This window comes from Mucilaginibacter sp. 3215, assembly GCF_050433785.1.
GTDB lineage: Bacteria > Bacteroidota > Bacteroidia > Sphingobacteriales > Sphingobacteriaceae > Mucilaginibacter.
In genome coordinates, this window is the sequence record NZ_JBNPWO010000005.1 from 76,865 (window position 1) to 98,592 (window position 21,728).

The window sequence follows — 21,728 nt, forward strand, 5'->3', positions numbered from 1 at the left end:
TGTCGCCCTGCTTTAAATTAACCCCATGGGCAAACTACTTCTTAACTACTACAAAATCTAATTATTGACTTTGTAACCGATTAATTACTACGTTTTATTAAAAACAGTAATATTTTTACCTATCCAATTTTAACAGCCGTATTAATTCCTGTTATCCAACAAATAAACCTGTAAATCCTGTTTCATGAATACGCAAATCAAATCGATTTTATTGGGTGCCATGCTGCTTGGCCTGGCCGCTGCAATAAACGCGCAAACAAAGGCAAGCTTATGGCTTACCAGGGCCGACAGATCGGCACTTTTTGAGCAGCAAAAGGAGCCGCTTATTTTTAAAACCGGGGAGGCCGGCGGCACCACTATTACGGTTAATGATAAGCAACATTACCAGTCGATAGACGGGTTTGGATTTGCATTAACCGGGGGCAGCGCCATGCACATCATCCGTATGAGTGCCGGAAGCCGGTCCGCGCTGCTTAAAAACCTTTTCGCGGTTACGGGGAATGATATTGGTATCAGTTATTTAAGGCTGAGTATTGGTGCATCCGATCTCAACGAGAAAGTATTCTCCTATGATGATATGCCCAAAGGCCAGACAGATCCAACGTTAAAACATTTTAACCTTGGCCCGGATAAAACCGATGTGATCCCGGTAATGAAGCAGATCCTGGCCATTAATCCGACAATCAAGGTGTGGGGTTCGCCATGGTCGCCGCCGGCCTGGATGAAAACCAATAATGATACCCGCGGCGGCAGATTAAAACCCGATTGTTACCCGGTGTATGCAAAATACCTGGTTAAATATATCCAGGCGATGAAGGCCAATGGAATTAATATTGATGCCATCACTATTCAAAATGAGCCATTGCACCCAGGCAATAATCCCAGCTTGCTGATGGTTGCGCCCGACGAAGCCGACTTTATCAAAAACAATCTTGGTCCGGCGTTTAAGGCTGCAGGCATCAAAACAAAGATCATTGTTTACGATCATAATGCTGACAGGCCCGACTACCCTATTTCGATATTGAACGACCCGGCTGCCCGTAAATATGTGGATGGTTCGGGCTTTCACCTGTATGGCGGCGATATCTCGGCCCTTACCGATGTGCACAACGCCCATCCTGATAAAAACATTTACTTTACCGAGCAGATGACCGTTGAGCCCGAAAATCAAAGTACTATCAACATTGCCTGGCCGGTAAAAAGCCTTATTATTGGCGCAACCCGTAACTGGAGCCGCAATGTACTGGAATGGAACCTTGCCGCCGACCCTGAATATAAGCCCTACACCGACAGGGGTGGCTGCCCAATGTGCCAGGGCGCCGTTACCATTGATAAAAACCAAGTAAAGAAGAACATCGCTTATTATTCAATTGCTCACGCTTCCAAATTTGTACGTCCGGGTTCAGTACGTATTGCATCAAACAATATGGATACTTTACCTAATGTGGCTTTCAAAACCCCCGATGGCAAAAAAGTACTTATCGTAGCGAACACCAGCGATGGCGCGCAGGATTTTAACATCCAGTACCAGGGAAAAGTATTAGCTGTTAAACTTGATAAAGGTTCGGTTGGAACGTATATCTGGTAATATAAACCGGTTCAGAAAATTTAAATGCACAACAACATGTTAACATCGTTAATAAAAAACATAAAGGTAAGGTCTGGGATTAAAGCTTTGCTTGCCGCGGCTCCTGCATTATTTGTCTCGTTACAAGGAAATGCGCAAACCGGCTTTTTAAAAGCCGAAGGAAAAAAAATAGTTGATGAAAAGGGGCAGAATGTATTGCTGCGGGGTATGGGTTTAGGTGGATGGATGCTGCAGGAAGGCTATATGCTGCACATTAACAAAGACAGCCGGCAGTACCGCATTCGTGAAAGGCTGGAAGAGCTAATGGGCCCGGCTGAAACCAAGGAGTTTTATGATACCTGGCTGGCCAATAATACCCGCAAAATTGATGTAGATTCGATGAAACGCTGGGGATTTAATTCTATTCGCCTGCCAATGCACTATAACCTTTACACCTTGCCAGTCGATAAGGAGCCCGTTGCCGGTAAAAACACCTGGCTGGATAAAGGGTTTAAAATGACCGATGACTTATTGGCCTGGTGTAAAGCGAACCACATGTACCTGATCCTTGACCTGCATGCCGCGCCCGGCGGACAAGGCAACGACCTGAACATCTCCGACCGCGACCCGGACAAACCATCGCTTTGGGACAGCGAGGCTAATAAGCAAAAAACCATAGCTCTTTGGCGTAAACTGGCCGAACGGTATAAAAACGAACCTTACATAGGCGCTTATGATATTATCAACGAGCCAAACTGGGGTTTTGACGATCCTCAAAATGATAAAAACGGACTGAAGGAAAAAACAAACGGTCCGCTAAGAAAACTGATGGTTGATATTACTGCTGCCATTCGCGAGGTAGATAAAAAACACATCATTATTATTGAAGGCAACGGCTGGGGCAATAACTATAATGGTATTTTACCCCCATGGGATAAAAACATGGTGCTGAGCTTTCATAAATACTGGAATTTTAACGATCAGAAGTCTGTTGATCATATCGTAAAAACACGCGACCAGTATAATATACCGGTATGGCTGGGCGAAACCGGCGAAAACTCAAATACCTGGCTTACCGAAGCTATCGGCCTATTAGAAAAAAATAACATTGGCTGGTCATTATGGCCATTAAAAAAGCTGGGCAATAATAACCCGATGGAGATCCGTTCAAATCTGAACTATGATGATGTGGCAAGGTACCTGAACACGGGCAGGAATAAACCTAACGAGAGCAATACGTATAGCGGCACCCTTGAGTTGGCTACGTATGCTAAATTAGAAAATACCATTATCCACCATGACGTCATCGATGCTATTTTCAGGCAGCCGCACACAACCGTTACTAAGCACTTTAAAGCCAACAGAATTGGCAACGGCACCGTGATCAATGCTGTTGATTATGACTTGGGCCGCAACGGTTATGCTTATTTTGACACCGATACCGCCGACTATCATACTTCAGGCAAACCCGGCGTAGGCAACAAAGGCCATGTTTACCGGAACGACGGCGTTGATATCAGCAAAGATTCTACGAAGTATGACAGTTACTATGTAGATCATATTGAAACCAAAGAATGGACCCAGTACACAATACAGGTTAAAACACCGGGCATATACTCCCTAAGCCTCAAAGTGGCATCCGCCACCGACGATGCCAAACTATCTGTTTTAGTTAATAATATAACCCAGGCAAAAGAAGTGGCAGTCCCCAACACCGGCGGGCCAAAAAAATGGCAGGTTATTGCTGTAAAAAACATTGTTTTAAAAGCTGGGAGCAACAAAATAAAGGTATTAGCTAACAACGGAGGGTACAACCTGCATTACCTGCAGTTTTGGAAAGGGAAGTAAATACAGGTACGCTATACTTATTTAAACAGCCGGAGTATATATTATTTGCTCCGGCTGTTTATTTATCTAAGATGCCAAAAATGATTTTTTCCTTTACCGGCGCAAATATGCAGGGCTTGCCTGCGGGCAAAAGCTACTTGCACCTTCGGGTTTAACCCGTAATTTTTTAATATTATTTTCTGATAAAAAGGTATTGTAAATAACTGTTTTTATAGTTAAATTTATTATATCAATTATCAATGTCACCTAACATAGGGAGAAGTCGTTATGAAAAAACAAGCTACGATAGTTTGTCAGCCTGATAAGACTGAAACTACCCAACCACTACAGGTAAATTGCCCGCCATCTCATCAAAAAATGTATCGCGATCATACACATTGCGATCATGTGCATGGCAGGGTTAACAAATTTCCGATTGGCAGCAACCGCGGGCCATGCTTCTTTTAAGTCAACAGCGCTATTTATAATAATAGTACAGTTGGCCGTATGGCTTAAAGTTTTGCAGGTAACCTGCTAAGCTGCATAACCCAATTTGCCCGCGCCGGGTATCAACCCCGGCCTCGCCGGCAAATGAATTGTTTTGACTAAATCCCGAATCGACTGTTGTGTGGGCCAGCTTTATATTGGCCTACTGGTTAATGTATTTGTATTTTTTTCGCCCATCCTGTACTTCAATTGTTTTAATAGTGCTTACCGGTATTGCTTTTTTCAGTGAAAGAATCTTTGACTGAACACCGATAACAGAGTCCTGGATAACCCAGGTGCGGTCGAAGTAAAAGGTTGATCGCTTGCCATTGATATCTGTAAAACGTATTTCAATAGATGGCCCGTTCTTTAACTTGTAAGGAGTTCCGTCTTTGTCGAAACATTTAATCGAATCAATAGGATAAACACTATAGGTATGCTTATGCCCAAGAGGGTCCTGGGCGGTAACCTGTCTTAAATTCACCGTTTCCAGGGTTGGCACCTGCTCCAGGAAAGTACCAACAGGCATGTAATAGGTTTTGCAGGAGCTTGAAAAAATTGTTAGTGCTGCTATAGTGATAAGGAGTAAAGGTTTGGTTGTCATTTTAAAATAGAAATATCAAACTTTAAACCCATTGGGCCATTTAACCGCGTTTTCATGATGATGTTTGCGATCTCAGCCGGCAATAAATTTACATTTAGCGGAGTAACCGGCGTTGCCACTAAATGATAATTCGGATCGTTAAAAAGACCTAAGTTTGTTTTGTCGAAAGCATAAAGTCCTTTCATTGCCATGTTTATAAAAGACGATAGATACTGCTCGTCTGCCTCTGAATTTATGATGTTCTCCAGATCAGGGTTAATAACAAACTTGGTTGTATATGGCAAGCCCTCAAAGTATTCCTGCAATACCATATTGTTTCGAGCAGATTCCGCAACAGACCGCGGTAAACAAGTACCAGCAGATATCATAAAGGCGACTTCTTTTCCGTTGGTTAAATACCAATCAATATCAAAGGCTTGCTGGTCGAAGTCGGTGTACATATTTAAGTTTTTTTATTTGAGAGTTTTAATCAGTTACTTCGTAATAACATCCTTCACTTTACTGGCGCAAGTATGAAGGGTGGCTGGCGGGCAGTTACTTGTGCCTTCTTAGTTTTTCTATAATTTAAGCCAGTAACGGATCGACTAATAAAATATCAACCAAGCCCGGTAAATCATAGTAATCCCGTGCGCTGCTGTATAAGTAATCTTCAGGTTTTTCTACAAATCCGGCCTCTACTGGGTTGTTATGAATGTAATCTAATTTTTGATGCAATACTTTATGGTTAAAAAGCATAATGGGATGATTGTCCTGTTGCCATAATTGAAACTTTTCGTTATTACTGTTTTTCGTTCCGGCGCGTTTCATCAGCCATAAAAGCCATTCCTTTCGGCTTTCAATAGGATTGTTTTCAATTGTACTTCGTAATATGGCTGCGGTGTGTTTTTTCATATCACGCAATATGTCCTCCAATTTATTGCTGTTGCTTCCAATAATCATGTGAACATGACTGGTCATAACACACCATCCATATATTTCAAGACCCTTATGCTTTTGACAATGCCTCCAACTGTCAAGCAATACCTGTTTGTATTCATTTCTTATGAAAAGGTCTATCCAATACACAACAGAAAAGCTTACAAAGTATAATTTATCCTGATCGTGAAATTTGTATTTGGTACTCATATTTTCGAATATTTAGCACAAGTAGCCTTTTCACACATTGCCATCCCTTCATACTTGCGCCAGTGGGGCGGGGGCTGATCTAATCATTCACTTCGTAATACTCATCATCTTCGTTCTCCCGATATTTTTTATAGTTTTTCATTGCAGATACAGCCGTTATAAAGTCGCGTTCTATTCTTATATCAAACTCTTCTTCTTCAAAAAACTTATTGCAATGAGGGCAGAGGTTATCTCCACTATACCCATAAACATTAACAACATTCAAATTAGCTTTGCCGATATCATTACCTCCCCAAATCAGTTTTTCACCCAGCTGATATACGAGTTGCCAGGTATCGCCAAAACGAAATTGAATAACAACCGGGCGTACCTGATCGCAGTTTCCACATTTTATTTCTTTTTTTAAAATATTAAAAGTCCCCATAAGTATCTCATCTTTACCCAGCCCAACCCTCTCTATCCAAACTCCTGAAATGAATAGCCTCAGTTAAATGCTCCGGTTTATTCTCCTCACTCACTGAAAGATCAGCGATAGTGCGGGATATATGGTAAAGGTACAAATCGCCAGATTTTCATACTTGTGCCGGAGTGCGTTGAGCAATAATTCTGGTTAGTTCTTTCACAACTTTGTCAGAGGAGTTTCCGTTAAATAAATACCGGCTACCATCAATAAACTCCAATTTCATTCTGTTTATCAGGAGCCAAGAGGTTGTTAAATGCATGCATTGATTTACATCTTTTGTAATGTCTTTCCCGAAAATGCTCTGAATAATTATAGAATTTTCAGTTAAAATTATAGTCTTTGAAATGTATGAGATTGCTGTAAAAAGTATTACAAATCCCAATAGACCCCAAATCAATTCAATAAAATCTCGACAAAAAAATCCGATAATGATCACGCAGGAAACGGATATCCAATAAGCCATGCGATTATCGTTCTTATTTGTTACACTTGAAATGGATTTGTTGCTAATCATTTATTTTTGCCTTTATACTTGTACTTATTCTCCGAACAAGAATAAAACCAAAAAACGCTACCCTTGCTGTCCGAAGTTTCCGGTTCGGATTACTCTTTCCGGAGACGCTGTCTCGTTGTACCTTACCCAGCCCAACCCTCTCTATCCAAACTCCTGAAATGAATAGCCTCGGCTAAATGTTCCAGTTTAATTTCCTCGCTTCCGGAAAGATCGGCAATAGTGCGGGATACTTTCAGTATGCGGTCGTACGCCCGTGCCGAGAGGCCGAGTTTTTCCATCGCTTTTTTGAGCAGGGTTTGGCCGGCTGCGTTGATCTTGCACAGGTCGCGTACCATTTGAGGGCTCATTTGTGCATTGGCGTGGAGGTCCTGCCGGTTACCGAAACGCTCTACCTGGATTTCCCTTGCCCTGATCACCCGTTCGCGGATGAGCTCACTTTTTTCGGCAGCGCGGTCGGATGATAGTTCGCTGAAGTTAACGGGAGTTACTTCCACATGCAGGTCTATCCTGTCCAGTAGCGGGCCGGAAATTTTGCTCAGGTATTTTTGCACCATACCCGGCGGGCAGATACATTCTTTTTCGGGATGGTTATAGTAACCGCATGGACATGGGTTCATGCTCGCTACCAGCATAAAGCTGCTTGGGTAATCAACAGTAAACTTGGCGCGTGATATGGTTACCCGGCGCTCTTCCAAGGGCTGGCGCATTACTTCCAAAGCGCTGCGTTTAAACTCCGGCAATTCATCTAAAAATAAAACGCCGTTATGGGCCAAAGAAATTTCGCCGGGGGCTGGGTTGCTTCCCCCTCCTACCAAAGCAACATCGCTAATGGTATGGTGAGGGCTCCTGAACGGGCGAATGGTTACCAGTGCATCGGCAGCGGCAAGCTTACCTGCCACCGAATGGATCTTGGTGGTTTCTAACGATTCATATAAGCTGAGGGGCGGCAAAATAGAGGGCAGCCTCCGGGCCAGCATGGTTTTACCCGCTCCGGGCGGACCGATCAGGATCACATTATGGCCGCCGGCCGCGGCAATCTCTAAGGCGCGCTTAATATTTTCCTGGCCTTTTACTTCGCTGAAATCGCTGTCGTAATTGCAGAGGCTGTCGTAAAATTCTTCGCGGGTGTTTACTATTTCGGGCTTAAGCTCGGAAGTGCCGTTAAAAAAGCCAACGACGTCTTTAATGCTTTCAACCCCGTAAACTTCCAGATCGTTTACAATAGCTGCTTCGCGGGCATTTTGTTTAGGGAGGATAAAGCCTTTAAATCCATCCTTGCGGGCTTGTATGGCGATAGGCAAAGCGCCTTTTATAGGCTGAAGGCTTCCGTCAAGCGAAAGCTCGCCCATGATTATAAATTTATCAAGTGTTTCGGGTTCTATCTGCCCGGAAGCGGCCAATACGCCTGTGGCGATAGTAAGATCATAGGATGAGCCTTCCTTTTTAATATCGGCCGGGGCCATATTAACCACTACCTGCTGGCGGGGCATCCTGAAACCGCAGTTTTTTAGCGCCGACTCTATCCTGAAATAACTTTCTTTTACAGCCACATCGGGCAGGCCCACAATGAAATATTTTGTGCCCGATGCAATATTCACCTCAACTGTTATGGTAATAGCTTGTATCCCATAAACCGCGCTTCCAATAGTTTTAACCAACACTGTGATAAAAGTTTAATTGAAGCGAAAGATATAGAATTTTGATGAAGTGATAAAGCGGGACTATATAAAACAAAAAACCCGCCGGTACCGGCGGGCCTTCTTATAATCACATTGTTTAATCTCATCTTAAAAATGTTCCGGCCTGGCAAACAACCAGGAGCATAGTGCAGGAAACAATCACACAAACCATCAGCATTATTGACCACGTATTGGGATTGTGTTTGCTGATGCGTGCAAAAGCGGCATTAACCTTTTTAAAGTAGCGGCTGTTCAGCAATACAAAATAATTAAGCACAAACGCGCCTGTGGCGCCCAGTAATATCATTAAGCCGGATACCGGGCTTAACTGAAACCAGCCGGCGGTTAAAAATAACTGTGCAACACTTACTAAAATGGCCAGCAAAATGATCATCAAAAAGCTTGCTCCAAAAAGGGCGTTGGCTTTTGGCAATCCGCCGTGACCAAAATTTTTAACGTTCCACCTGTAAAACGTTACATAAATGGACTTGTACGTTTCTGCTGCTTTCATAATGTTATGGTTTTAGGTAATTAATTCGGTACAAAATAATATTACTTACACAATATTAGTTTAAAAACGGAATTGACAAAATTTTATTGCGGCCGTGCTTGATTTTTATCGCATTTATATTCATCTATTTGGTTTGATGTTTATATCGCAAAAAAACATTGGGAAGAAAGAAATAATTTTATTCTCCATAGCCCGGGACAAAGGGCGCTTTGGTAAAATCAATGTTACAATACCCAATATTCCCCCCTTTTTTGGAGCATATCAGGCAATATTAATGCTGATTCCATGTTATTAGAGCACATTTATAGCATATAATGCTGCCGTGCGGGGTTATGGGTGTAGTGGTTAAGCAGAGGGACCCTTTTATGCTTTAAACATTAAGGTTGATATTTGTCAAACACGCAGTTATCAACAAAAAATTAACCAACGCGCTAACATCTAAACCCTATAGCTACCTCATGATTTAAGTTTCCTAATTGCCACGGCCCTACATCACCTATAACACAATTTATTTAACCTTACCTGTCTGCACCTAAACCTTGATGAAAACAATTTTTCTTTCATTAATTCTGTTATGTCTGTCTTTCACCTCCTTTGCCCAAAACCGCGTAAATATTAAAGGCAAAGTAATTGATTCGATAAGCCGGCAACCGCTCGAGTTGAGTACAGTTGCCGCTGTTGATCTGAAAGATACCTCACTCATCGCTTATACCCTCAGCAAAAAAACGGGCGAATTTGAATTACAGCGTCTCCCGCCCGATAAACAGGTGCGCCTGGTTATTTCGTATGCTGGTTACAAAAGTTATATCCGCCGCTTCGACTTTAAAAAAGGCGAAGTAATTGATTTGGGGAATATCGCCCTCAGCAGTAAAATGCTTGACGAAGTTATTGTACGTGCCGAGCGGGTTCCTATCAAAATTAAAAAGGACACTATTGAGTTTGATGCGGCAGCCTTTAAAACCCGGCCAAATGCAGCTATTGAAGAATTGCTAAAAAAGCTTCCGGGGGTACAGGTTGATGGCGATGGCACCATTACCGTTAACGGCAAGCAGGTAAGTAAATTATTAATAGATGGTAAGCAGTTTTTTGGCTCCGATCCCAAAATAGCTACCAAAAACCTCGATGCGGCGATTGTTGCGCAGGTGCAGGTTTATGATGATCATGAAAACGACCCCGACCACCTGGTGAGCGAAACCCAGGTACAAAAGATCATCAATATCAAACTTAAAAAGGCTATTAAAAAAAGCATTTTCGGTAGGGTATTCGGCGGAGGGGGCTCGCGCGACAGGTACGAGGCCGGAGGTTTGTTCAATATGTTTCGTGATACGCTGCAGGTAAGCATGATCGGTTTAAGCAATAACCTTAATCATACCGGTTTTTCGCGCGAGGAGCTTAATTCAGAAGGCGGTTTTGACCGTAGCGGGGGTAATACCTCTTTTAACGGTGGCCAAAACAGGGGCGGCGGTATTGAAAAGATCACCTCCGGAGGATTTAACGTTAATCAAAACTATGGCGAAAGGCTAAAATTTAACCTGCAGTATTTTTATACCCAGCGCAATAACGTGAATGAATCAGCTTATTTTCAGCAGCAGTTTTTGAAAGACACCACATTGCTTACCCGCTCGTCAAACAGCAGGTATACTGATAGTTATACCCACACGGTAAGCGGCCTTGTTGAGTGGAAGCCGGATACTATCCGAAACCTCCGTTATAATCCATCATTAAATTATAATTCAACCAGTAACACCTCAGCATCAAGTGGTAACACATCAAACAATTTTGATATACCGGTGAACCAATCAGTATCCAATTCATTGGGCAATGGGCATTCAACACAGTTTAACCAGAACTTTTATTTTCATAAACGCTCGAAAAGTAAAAGCAAAGAGTCGTTCACGATATCGCATAACCTAAGCATCAACCCTAACCACAATAGCGATTTCAACACTAATGATGTGGTTAATTACCAGCGTCCAGAATTATCCGACAGTTTGCACCGCTTGTCTGTACGCACATCAAAAAATGCGTCGGGCAACCTTGATTTCAGTTACAGGTACCCGGTAACGCAAAGCCTGATTGTTGACGTAACAACATCGGGTATTTACAACAAAACCAGCGACCAGGTTTTTACCTACGACCGTAAAACCGGCGACCTTGATTCGCTGCTCAACAATCAAAGCTCTGATTTGAAGCGCGATCAGTGGACAGAAAACATCAAGCCGGGCATAACGTATCAGTTTAATAAAAAAGTAAAAATCATAGCAGGGCTTAATACCCAATGGCAACAGATCAATAATAACTTTGTAACAAGCCGGCTTGTTCAGAATTATTTTTTTCTGCTTCCAACCGTACGTATGGAAGCGTATGGCGTGTTTCTTAGCTATGAGCGACGTGTTAATCAGCCGGGTATATCAAGCCTGCAGCCTATCACTATAGTTTACAGCCCCTTGTATAGCTATACGGGTAATCCTAACCTTGTGCCGGGTATAAGTAACAATTATAACTTTAACTTTTTTAATTATTGGGACCGCAGCCAGATGGGGATCTATGCTAACGGAGGTGTTTATTTACAAAAAAACATGACAGTGGCACAGCGAACCATCCGCTCGGATGGAGCGCAGAATAGTACAACCGTTAATCGCGATGGCCGGCCAAATTATAACTTTTCGGTAGGAGTCTCTAAGCGGTTCAAAAAAATGAATGACTGGCAGTTTAACACCTCAGCCAGCTTTTACGGTAACTATAATCAGAACCTTAACCTGTTGAATAATGTGGAAGGCTGGCAAAATACCGTTTCATACGGGTTGCATGAATACATTGGTATTAATTGGAAAGATGTGGTTGACTTGAATACGGGTGTTGGCTTTAACCGGTCGAATTCCAAATATCAATATGATGATTTCAGAAATATACGGACCGGTACTTATAACATAAGCAATAGCCTTATGGTAAGGTTCCCTAAAAAAATAATCTGGGAAACAAAACAGGATTTTAATTACAATAGCCAGGTGGCGGCCGGCTTTAAAAAGGGAGTGAATGTAGTGAGCTCGTCCCTTGCTTTGCAAATGCTTAAGAAAGATCGCGGCGAACTCAAGCTTTCTGTTTATGATATTTTTAATCAAAATGTAAGTGTTTATCGTTACATCAATACCAACTCGGTAAGCGATGTGCAAAACAATACCTTGAAACGCTATTTTTTGGTTACCTATAGTGTTAAGTTTAATAAGTTAAGCACTAAATAAATGTCGGAAAAAAATAAAGATGCTGTATTAAGCTATTTAGCGTCTAATAATTCAAGTAATTAAATAATCCTAATAATCAGTGAATTAAGCTTTAGGCTTTGTGCGTTCTGCTTTTAGCTATGTAAAAAGAGCCAACCGCTGTTTTTTGCCTGCTTGTTGTAACTATCTTTATCAAGGCATAGTCTTACCTGTAATCAAACCCTCTCCCATTATGAAGACCAGGACCTTCCTTTTTCTATCCATTACTATTGCAGTAATAGTTAGCTTGTCAGGACGGGCTGCGGCGCAGGACCTGCCCGGTAAACGCGATTCCATCAATTCGGTCATATTAAATGAGAAACGCGTTATCCAGGTAATATTGCCCGATGGTTATAAAGCCGGTTCGGCAACTAAATATGATGTATTGTACATCATTGACGATTGGAATATAAAATTAGGGCGCGATATCCAGCATTTTATTTTTGATGAGCACACCATGCCGCCAATGATAATTGTCGGGTTATTAAATGTTGACCGTGATAGAGATTTTTTGCCAACCCATAATAACGGAAATAAAACATCAGGCGGGGCGGACAAATTTCTAAAGTTTTTTAAAGAGGAGCTGATCCCTTATATCGATAAAAGCTACCCCTCTGATGGTGATAATACCCTTTTCGGCCACTCTTTCGGCGGTGTGTTTGTTACTTATGCTTTACTGAACGAACCGCAGCTTTTCAGCAATTATATTGCCGGCGACCCAAGTTATTGGTGGGATAATGGTGTGATGCTTAAGCAGGTTAAAGAGAAGTTGCCTTCGCTTGCAGGTAAGGAGAAAGCGCTTTACATAGGCGGCCGGGAAGGGCATGAAGGAAATGAAGATTAATGCCATGGACAGCCTGCTGAAAAAAGATGCCCCGACGGGTTTTGAGTGGGTGGTTAAAGCGTATCCAAAGGAGTCGCACGGGACCGTGAGGTTGAAAAATATGTATGATGGTTTAAGGTTTGCTTATAACGACTATGGCGGTAAGCCACTGGAGTTTCACCCCTCCGGCGGCATTGTGCTAAAGAATAAGCCCATAAAAATCTGGTATTTTAATGATACCACAAAAGTGCATTATACATTCGATGGCTCGCAGCCATTGGTTACATCGCCGTTTGCAAAACCCGAAATAGAACTATTCGGCCCTGCAAAAGTTACCTTGAGGCAGATTGCCAGCCGTCCTAAATTTGACAAGAGCACCAGCGGTGATTTTAGGGAGGGCACTTACCTGCCCGCAAAACCACTCAGGAACAACTACAAGCCCGGCGGTTTTCATTACGCCTATTATGAAGGCCAGTGGGATAAACTGCCCGACTTTAAGGCGTTAAAACCGGTTAAAGAAGGTACAGCCGACAGTACTTTTGATATCAATAAACTTCCCCGGCAAAACAATTTCGGCGTAGTGATGGTTGGGCAATTTGAAGCTAAACAGGACGGTTATTATATTTTTGGATTGGGATCAGATGATGGCTGCAAAGTATACCTGAATGACAAGCTGATCATTGACCTTGATGGTTTGCACGATGCCGATATACAACGGTCATACATTGCTCCTCTAAAAAAGGGATTTTATCCCCTTCGGATAGAATACTTTCAAAAAGAAGGTGGCCGTAAGCTTGATTTTGTGTACGTAACCCCCGATAATATCGCTAAAAAGAAGATCTCGCCAATTCCCTACGCATTGCAGTATGGGCCCAGATAGGTTACTTACCGTAGAGGCTATTTAAAAACAACAGTTTTTGAATGTAGAGACGCATAATTGCGTCTCCCGCCTGCAATTTACGGTAGCTAAGACGCTTTTGAAAATCGCTTGTCCTGCGGAAGACGCAATTATGCGTCTCTAAAAAAATATTATCCCTTAGAAAGAACCCGGACCGCCCGGGCCACCTCCTCCTGGACCACCGCCCGGTCCACCAGGTCCACCGCCATCGCGATTAAACCTGCGCTGGCCGGGTTGCTGATCCGGGGCCTTGCCTGCAAACTTTTGTAAACGAAGTGTGAATGTTAGCAAGTAGTAACGCCCAAGCCTGTTTACGGTAGATTGCGTAGTTATATTGCCATTTACAACCGATGTATAACCTGTGTTTTGGTTGAAAAGATCATATGCTGCTAAGCGGATAGTTGCGCGGTGATCTTTCAAAAAGCGGCGTTCAACGTAAGTATTCAGAATGTTAGGGTTTTTAATACCAAGACTTGGATCATAACCATAATTTACAGTACGGGTAAAGTCATAGCTCAGGGTCCAGTCTTTCCAGAAATAATTTTTGCCGGCCAGCCCTAAATTTAACGTGCGGAAGTTTGAGCTGCCATCAATAAGCGTACTATGGATAGAGTTGGTTGTTTTATTGATGCCATAGCTGCTGCTTGCCTCCGCATCAATAACATCAACAATATTTACCCTGAATTTTAAACCCGGGGTAAAGTTGAGATTTTTGGCTATATTTTTTAATGGAGCGGCTGATGCGGCAACGTTATTGCTATCGATGCTATTTGAGAATGCCACACCATTGGTGTAAGTTAAAGCGCTATTAAATTGCAGGGTAAATTTACGTTGGGCCCATGGTTTGGCGTATACCACATTGGCAGTGCCCGAATAGTAACCATCCGCATTTAAATAGTTGGTAAGATTGGTGCCCTCAAAGCTTTTTAGCGATGGATCTGCTGCTAACACCGCCTTACTAAATTTGCGGGGATAAGAAATAGTGTTTTGTACTATTTTATTTTGCGTTGCGGTAAAGTTGAAATTGGTAAAGAAAATATTGCCGGTTTGGAAACTGAAATTGTTATATCTCAAAGAAAAATTATTGGCAAGTTCCGGCTTCAGGTTAGGGTTACCCTGCACCGGGTAAAGCGCATTTGTGAAGTCAATAACAGGTTGCAGCTGGTTAAATGTAGGCTGGTTGCTTGATCCGTTATACAGGAAGTTTAAAGCTTTTCCCCTCGAAAAATTATAGCTGAAACGAGCGGTTGGGATCACGTTAAACGTGGTTACGTGCGTAGCCGAATCGTTTTTAAGATTGAGGCCGTTTAATGCGGCCGGTTGTACGCCAATGCCTAAAGTAACGTTGTATTTCTTTTCGATAAAACGGTAGTTCAGGCCAACGCGGTTGGTGGTAAAGTTGTATTTATAGTTATTGCTCAACCTGTCGTAATGGTCGTAAGTATTGGCGGTACTCAGCGTATCGGTTTCCCTGTCGCTGGTGGTGTTTGAGCGGTTAAATGCATAATTAAGCTCCAAATACCCCCTTTTACTTATTGGCTCCAGATACGAAATGTTTGTACCAAAGCTGGTTACGCGGCTATCGGTATAGGTTTGCTGATTGGCAGGCGCCTGGCGGGGTGCTCCATCGGCATAATCATAAGTCGGATTATCGAACTGCGATGTTTTTGATGTATTAGCGCTGATGTTAATGCTTAAGTTGCGGCCATGCCCGTTGAAGCGGTGGTTATACAAGGCGTTAATGCCATAGCTTGGTGTTGTGCCATCAGTGTGCGACAATGAAGTATATGATGGATGTGCTATTCCATCAATAGTTGTTGATAAGGATTCGTTAGCATCAGTATTAGTGCTCGAGTAGGTGAAGTTTGGTACAACTTTTAGGTAATTAATGGTATCGGGTTTCCACTCGAGGTTAAAATTAAAGCGATGGTTAATAGGATTATCTGTTTGATCGCTTTTTTGTGTACTTATACTGGGCGACTGAACGTTGTTGGTTTGGATAGATGAGCTAATGGTGTTGGTAGTATTATCAGTATAGCTATAGCTGCCATACACAGAAAGTGTTTTACCCCACTGGTCGCGGAAGTTGGCACCGATGGCATGCGCGTTGGTGATACCGTTTGCGCTGGTTGTGGAGCTGCTTGAACCACGCAATGCATTACCCCTGCCGCCACCGCCTCCCCCGAAACCACCTCCGCCGCCACCAGTGGCGCTGCCATAGGTAAATGTATTTACGTTGGTATTGTTAATGGTACCCAATACGGCTATCTGCTGTTCGTTGTTGAAGTTAAAAAATTTCAGATCGCCTATATAACGATTGGCATTGGTTATGCCCGGGGCTTTAGGTAAAAAATCCTCGCCGTCGCCTGCTGTGGCTTGTCCAAAATAGCCATGGTTTTTATCCTTACGGATGGTGATGTTCAGGATCTTATCCGGTTCGCCGGTTTTGATGCCGGTAAGATTGGCCTGGTCGCCGTAGTCATCAATTACCTGGATACTTTCAACCACATCGGCAGGCAGGTTCTTGGTTGCTGTTTTAACATCTCCGCCAAAAAAATCCTTTCCGTTAACCCTTACTTTGGTCACCGATTTGCCCTGTGCGGTTACGTTGCCGTCTTTATCCACATCAACGCCGGGCAGTTTCTTTAACACGTCTTCAACGGGGGCATTTTCGCGTACAGGATATGCGCTTACTTTATATTCGGTAGTATCCTCTTTTAATATCACCGGGTTAACACCTACAATGGTAACCTGGCTAAGCATATTGGTTTCGGTTTTTAAAACAATAGCGCCAAGATCAACCGGTTGGGTCCCGGCATCAAGCGAGTAATGTTTTTTAATTGCGGTGAAACCGATTGATGAAATGGTAAGGGTTAGTTTGTTGCCCTTTACTACCGGGAACGAAAATTTACCTGCAGCATCGGCAATGGCTATGGTGCTATCCCCGGCATTTGAAACCAGTTTAACACTACTTCCGGGTAAGGAAAGCTTAGTGGAATCAACGACAGTTCCCTTTACCTCCCGCCCTGTTTGAGCGTAGGAACCAAAGGCAAATAAAAGGGTAAAACTTAAAATAAGAAATAGGGGTTTCATAAACGTTTTTTCAGCGTGCAATTATTGTTTTTTTGTGTATATAGACGCAATTGAACTGCAAATGTTCAACTTAAAATCTGCTAAAAGCCCTATCAATATATTATTGTTACACATTAGGCCTGTAATTGCTTATCAATCATATTATTGTTACAAATTATTACGCAAAAAAGGCCGGGGTCTCCGGCCTTGTGGTTGTTATAAAGATCAGTCAATCAATTATAAGCGGCGGGTTGTGCTAAGTGAGTTCCGTTTGGAGGTCTTAAGGTTTATTACGAATATGTGAATAATTAGTTTCAATATTTGTTGCAGCAAATACCAAATAATGCTATTGATGCGTTAATAATCCACACAAGAAATAAACTATTGTTTAAAATGAATTTATATGATAGTAACATTGTGGCATGAAATTTCGTTATACTTAAACCAAACATTAACCTATGAACAATATTAGAAACTCGCTGCATTCAAAAGTGCACAAATGGATTGATACGATCGGTTTTAGGCTGAATACATCACAAACAAACAGCAAAAGTCAGGTTACAACCAATCATTATTTTTTTGAAACCTTTAATTTTTTCGAAAAATCGAAGAAAAACAGGCCCGAGTTAACAAAATTTTTATGCTTTGATGCTTACGGCGAAAAAATAAACGTTAAGTCGCTGCTTGATTTGCAGATTGCTTTTTTTGAAAATATAAGCCAGCTTAAATAGGCAAAGGGCTTTTTACACCGCCGCATAATTGTTTTAAGTCATCAGCATTTTGTTAAAACAAATCCATCAAATAAAAATCCCAACCCTACAAATAGGGCAGGATTTTAAGAAGGATTTTTAAGGGGTGTGCCAGATTAGTTTTCAACATTGGTACGTGGCCAGCAGTTCATACTTCCTGTTTTTTCATTCAGTATATTCTGGTTGGTGGTGTTTATACCCCTAACCATTCCCCCTGCAATATTTACAACCGGCCTTGTCGGATTAAGGGCTTCCTTTATCCTGAGGTGAAGGTCGGCATAATGAGCTGCTGTTATTGCATCGCCGCCTTTTGGCAGGCCGGTATCAATTTTCTTTAATTCGGCGCGTACCATAGGCCTGATATCAGACAAAGCGATGTTGATCGGTGTAAAGCCCCAGCTTGCCAGCTGCGCGCTTGATATACCCGGGAATGCAAAGCTTGCATCTGTATTTAACAGGTTTTTCAGGTTTTCGATATACCCCCTTTGCAGGTTGCGCTGGTAGCCGTCGGGTTTGGTTGTGCCGAATATGCCTGTATGTAAATCGGTTAATAACTGCGCAACGGTATAGGCATTAGCGCCGTTTTTGGCCTCATTGTCATACATCCGCGCCAGCCTTGAAGGGTTTAGCTCATTGCCCAGCAATGAAACCTGCATGGCTTTAATACGGTTTATCATAACACCGTTATCAAACTTGGCCAATTCGGCTTTGTTAATCAGCCATAACGGGGTTGTGTATAATTGCTGGTTTAAAAACAAAGCGGCTTCGCGCTGGCGTTCTTTGTTCACAAAATCATAAACCGCACCTTTTTGATCATATGTTTTAAAGTTTTCGTTCATGCCGCCAATGTTGGTGGTAACATGCCCCATGTAACGGTAATACTGACCTAAAACTTCATTATATAATTCATTAAGGTCGGCATAGTCCTCATCTTTTTTGTACGACCATTTTTCGAGGTTTGGCAAAATCCGTTTCAGGTTGGCAATACCATAGGCGCTGGCCTTCATGGCATTATCACCCAAATCTTCATTTTGCAGGCGCGGATCGATAGTGGTGCCCTGGCGACCGAAATAATAAATCGGGTTACCGGCATTCTTGTTGGTCCACACGGCTAATGTTTCCTTTTCCTGCTCCGGCGTTTTATTGCCGGGGAACCAGGTATAACCCCATTTTATTGCCCAGTTATCGTACTCGCCAATTTGCGGGTACAGGTGCGTAACGCCATCGCCGGGTTGGGCTATGTAGTTAAAGCGGGCATAATCCATAATGGAAGGTGCTGTACCATGTTTATCGGTGAAGGTTTTTGAGCGTAGTGAATCAACAGGGTAAGCGTAGCTTGAGCCAAAGTTGTGTGGCAATCCTAAAGTATGCCCAACTTCATGCGATGATACAAAACGGATCAGTTCGCCCATTTGATCGTCAGCAAACTGTGCGTGGCGGGCTTTGGGGTTTACCGCTGCTGTTTGGATCAGGTACCAATCGCGCAATAGCTGCATCACATTATGGTACCAGCCAACATGGCTTTCCAGGATCTCGCCGCTGCGCGGATCGGCCACGTGGGGGCCATAGGCGTTTTCTACATCCGATGCAAAATACCTGATCACGCTGTAGCGGGCATCTTCGGTGCTAAACTGTGGGTCCTGTTTTGCTGTTGGAGCTTCTTTAGCGGTTATGGCATTTTTAAAACCGGCAGCTTCAAACGCTTTTTGCCAGTCGTTTACGCCCTGAATTAAATATGGCACCCACTTTTTAGGTGTAGCCGGGTCAATATAAAACACAATTTGCTTTTTAGGTTCAACCAGTTCGCCTTTTGCATAAGCAATTGGGTCTTTAGGCTCTAATTTCCAGCGGTGAATATAGGCGGTAACCAGGGCTTTTTGCGCATTGGTGCCATAATCTGTTTGGCGCTGGCCAAAAAAGCCCACGCGCGGGTCCATGATCCGGGCTTTCATCGGGACTTTGGGCAGTAAAAGCATGGAGGTGTTCAACTCAAATGTAATGGCTGCATTACTGTTATCAGTTGGCGACTCGCCGGCCCGGTAGGTTTTTAGTGTGCGCGCCTCAATATTTATCGGGAAGCTTTTAATAGTGTCGATATAGGAACGTGAGTTATCAACCCCCATGGTTTTATAAGCCTTTTTGATATCATCAGACAAACCAATAGCGGCAATATCGCCATTGTAAAAATCGGTAACATCAATTAAAATCCCGGTAGTATCTTTATTAAAGGCTTTTACCTCAAAGGAGGCCAGTATAGCATCAAGGTTTGAGTTTTTAACCGATTGGTACATATCGCTGGTGCTATCGGCACGCAACGAATAGCTGGGCACCCTAATAAATACCTGCTTATCGTGCTTTTCCCATTTCCAAACCTGGTTGTTAATTTCTTCGCCGCCATATTGCTGGCCAAATGTTTTGAGGCCGCCCGGTGTTTTTACAAAACGGGTAACCACAAGCATCTCGCGGTTAATTAATGAATCGGGTATTTCGTAGTAATATTTGCCATCAACTTTGTAAGTATTAAAAAGGCCGCTATCAGCCTTTGTTTTAGCGGGGATAAGGTCGCTAAACTTTTTAATACCTTCTTTTTTGGGGGTTCCGGTTGTTGCTGTCGCAACGGTTCCGCCGGGTGTGGTAGTGGTTTTTAGGGTAAGGCTTTGGTTTGCAGCTTGCTTCCTGGCAGCGCAAGAGCCCGCCAAAACCGCAAGTGCCAATACTGAGCCGCGTAAATAAATACCCGGCAACGGATGTTTTTTCATTTATTAAAAATAGTTTAAACCGTAAACTTATATAAAAAACAGGGCTTTTTTAGCCACAAATTGTTTTATCAATAATAATTTTACAGGTATTATTAATTATATCCTGCGTTTTAATGTCAGTACAACTTTATCAACCCGTTTGTCATGGTACACCTCAAGCAGCAGGCTTCTATCATCCTTTGATTTGAATATTTCATCAATATCCTGGAGGTTCATTCTTGAAACAGGTTTAAAATTTACCGATACGATCTCGTCGTCGCGTTCAAGGCCAATTTCATCGGCTGCCGAACCCGGTTCTACGCGGCTGATAACGATCCTGTCGAGGTGGTCGCCCGCGGCATAATACTCAAGGCCGCTCATGTCATGCTCAAACGGATCGTTATAGGTTGGACCGGGTTTTAAATACATGGCACTATCCGGATAATCAAGAATAACGGTAAATCGCTTTAAGATCCCGACGCCGAGGTTTCCATCGCGCTTCACCGACAGATTGGTTTGGTTATTGCTGTCATCAGGAAATGAAGCTATTACCCTTTTCATCCTGAATTTTCCTAAACTAAATTCGTCCATCCGGCTTATAAAGCCGTTTATGGGTCCGTTTAGGCCGATGCCAAGGTTGGCCGAAGCAATAAATTTTTGCGGGAGGCCATAGGTTTTGATATAACGTTCAATTGATACCGGGTGTCCTGCGCCAAGGTCAACAACCAGCTTGGTTTTAATAGGTGCTATGCCTGGCATTATAACCCGCGCATCCACATAGGCTTTCCTGTCTTCGACAGACATGGGGATCTTATTCGCTTTTCTGAAAGGTTTAAGGTCTTTAGGCCGGCAAACGGTAACTACGCTGTCCTGGAAACTGATCTTTACGGCAAGGTTGTTAAAAAACTCGTAACCCAGCAAGCCATGAATGGGCATGCCCGCGTAACCCGAAAGGTTAAAAAGATCTTTTTTTAATATGGCAGCCGCAACATCATAACTAACCAGCCCCGGTATGGCAACATCTAAGGTTGAGGTTACATAAGCTTCAGAATCCTCCCCTTCGCCAAGCCCCGGGATTTTTAATGTACGTTTATTAGGAATACTGATAGAATCGACTAATTTAGGATCGGTTATGATCATGAGGCCTACGCCGGTATCCAATATAAAGTTAAAGGGCCCTTTGTGGTTGATCTTAAGTTGAATGATCATCAGGTTTCGTTCCAGCTTAAACGGGATATTCACCTTTTTTTTATGTACATCAAGATCAAAGTACTGGGCCCGGGCTGTGGTTATAAGGCAAAATGTTAACACAAATGCCAGCCACAATGCTCCCGGATGGCGTATTTTATAATATAGCTTGTGTAACAAAGTGGTTATAGTTGGTATATTAAATTTACGAGATTTATTTGTTA

General features: G+C 42.8%; 15 protein-coding genes and 1 pseudogene. 6 read left to right on the forward strand and 10 right to left on the reverse strand.

Annotation, left to right across the window (positions count from 1 at the left end; genetic code table 11):
• Nucleotides 1-184 precede the first annotated feature (184 nt).
• Both ABIC84_RS11085 and ABIC84_RS11090 read left to right on the forward strand, forming a co-directional pair.
• Nucleotides 185-1,588: a glycoside hydrolase family 30 protein gene (locus tag ABIC84_RS11085; protein WP_429263604.1), complete on the forward strand. Its 1,404-nt coding sequence runs from the start codon at nucleotides 185-187 to the stop codon at nucleotides 1,586-1,588.
• Nucleotides 1,589-1,624: 36 nt separating this feature from the next.
• Nucleotides 1,625-3,415, forward strand: a complete 1,791-nt coding sequence (locus ABIC84_RS11090; RefSeq protein WP_429263605.1) for a cellulase family glycosylhydrolase — start codon at nucleotides 1,625-1,627, stop codon at nucleotides 3,413-3,415.
• 628 nt (nucleotides 3,416-4,043) lie between these two features.
• Here ABIC84_RS11090 and ABIC84_RS11095 read toward each other — a convergent pair.
• The 7 genes and pseudogenes from ABIC84_RS11095 to ABIC84_RS11125 all read right to left on the reverse strand — a co-directional run bounded on the left by ABIC84_RS11095 (nucleotide 4,044) and on the right by ABIC84_RS11125 (nucleotide 8,776).
• Nucleotides 4,044-4,484, reverse strand: a complete 441-nt coding sequence (locus tag ABIC84_RS11095; protein WP_429263606.1) for a hypothetical protein — start codon at nucleotides 4,482-4,484, stop codon at nucleotides 4,044-4,046.
• Nucleotides 4,481-4,924: a hypothetical protein gene (locus tag ABIC84_RS11100; protein ID WP_426583314.1), complete on the reverse strand. Its 444-nt coding sequence runs from the start codon at nucleotides 4,922-4,924 to the stop codon at nucleotides 4,481-4,483. The genes ABIC84_RS11095 and ABIC84_RS11100 overlap by 4 nt, the downstream gene beginning before the upstream one ends.
• A 124-nt stretch (nucleotides 4,925-5,048) precedes the next feature.
• Nucleotides 5,049-5,609 (reverse strand): REP-associated tyrosine transposase, encoded by a 561-nt coding sequence (locus tag ABIC84_RS11105; RefSeq protein ID WP_426583316.1) that lies wholly within the window; start codon nucleotides 5,607-5,609, stop codon nucleotides 5,049-5,051.
• Between the two features lie 79 nt (nucleotides 5,610-5,688).
• Nucleotides 5,689-6,033, reverse strand: a complete 345-nt coding sequence (locus tag ABIC84_RS11110; protein ID WP_426583318.1) for a hypothetical protein — start codon at nucleotides 6,031-6,033, stop codon at nucleotides 5,689-5,691.
• 13 nt (nucleotides 6,034-6,046) lie between these two features.
• Nucleotides 6,047-6,154 (reverse strand): annotated as a pseudogene (locus ABIC84_RS11115) (ATP-binding protein); the annotation flags it as partial.
• A 554-nt stretch (nucleotides 6,155-6,708) separates the two neighbouring features.
• On the reverse strand, nucleotides 6,709-8,247 hold the full coding sequence (locus ABIC84_RS11120; protein WP_429263607.1) for a YifB family Mg chelatase-like AAA ATPase: 1,539 nt from the start codon (nucleotides 8,245-8,247) through the stop codon (nucleotides 6,709-6,711).
• A gap of 121 nt (nucleotides 8,248-8,368) precedes the next feature.
• Nucleotides 8,369-8,776 (reverse strand): hypothetical protein, encoded by a 408-nt coding sequence (locus ABIC84_RS11125; protein ID WP_176626232.1) that lies wholly within the window; start codon nucleotides 8,774-8,776, stop codon nucleotides 8,369-8,371.
• Nucleotides 8,777-9,318: 542 nt separating this feature from the next.
• Here ABIC84_RS11125 and ABIC84_RS11130 point away from each other — a divergent pair.
• From ABIC84_RS11130 to ABIC84_RS11140, 3 genes are all read left to right on the forward strand, one after another.
• Nucleotides 9,319-12,018, forward strand: a complete 2,700-nt coding sequence (locus ABIC84_RS11130; protein WP_429263608.1) for an outer membrane beta-barrel protein — start codon at nucleotides 9,319-9,321, stop codon at nucleotides 12,016-12,018.
• 211 nt (nucleotides 12,019-12,229) lie between these two features.
• Nucleotides 12,230-12,880 (forward strand): alpha/beta hydrolase, encoded by a 651-nt coding sequence (locus ABIC84_RS11135; RefSeq protein ID WP_429263609.1) that lies wholly within the window; start codon nucleotides 12,230-12,232, stop codon nucleotides 12,878-12,880.
• On the forward strand, nucleotides 12,870-13,739 hold the full coding sequence (locus ABIC84_RS11140) for a PA14 domain-containing protein (RefSeq protein ID WP_429263610.1): 870 nt from the start codon (nucleotides 12,870-12,872) through the stop codon (nucleotides 13,737-13,739). Before ABIC84_RS11135 ends, ABIC84_RS11140 begins: the two co-directional genes overlap by 11 nt.
• Before the next feature lie 156 nt (nucleotides 13,740-13,895).
• On the opposite strand, the gene ABIC84_RS11145 is transcribed toward ABIC84_RS11140, so the two are convergent.
• Nucleotides 13,896-16,850: an outer membrane beta-barrel protein gene (locus tag ABIC84_RS11145; protein ID WP_429263611.1), complete on the reverse strand. Its 2,955-nt coding sequence runs from the start codon at nucleotides 16,848-16,850 to the stop codon at nucleotides 13,896-13,898.
• 437 nt (nucleotides 16,851-17,287) lie between these two features.
• On the opposite strand from ABIC84_RS11145, the gene ABIC84_RS11150 reads away from it, so the two are divergent.
• Entirely contained in the window at nucleotides 17,288-17,560 is a 273-nt protein-coding gene (locus ABIC84_RS11150) for a hypothetical protein (RefSeq protein ID WP_090532667.1), read from the forward strand.
• A 134-nt stretch (nucleotides 17,561-17,694) separates the two neighbouring features.
• On the opposite strand, the gene ABIC84_RS11155 is transcribed toward ABIC84_RS11150, so the two are convergent.
• Together ABIC84_RS11155 and ABIC84_RS11160 are read right to left on the reverse strand one after the other, a co-directional pair.
• The gene (locus tag ABIC84_RS11155; RefSeq protein WP_429263612.1) at nucleotides 17,695-20,337 is read right to left on the reverse strand and encodes a zinc-dependent metalloprotease; all 2,643 of its coding nucleotides are present in this window, start codon (nucleotides 20,335-20,337) and stop codon (nucleotides 17,695-17,697) included.
• A gap of 96 nt (nucleotides 20,338-20,433) precedes the next feature.
• A complete protein-coding gene (locus tag ABIC84_RS11160) occupies nucleotides 20,434-21,684 on the reverse strand; it encodes an aspartyl protease family protein (RefSeq protein WP_354485218.1) in 1,251 nt (416 codons plus the stop codon).
• Nucleotides 21,685-21,728: the final 44 nt, after the last annotated feature.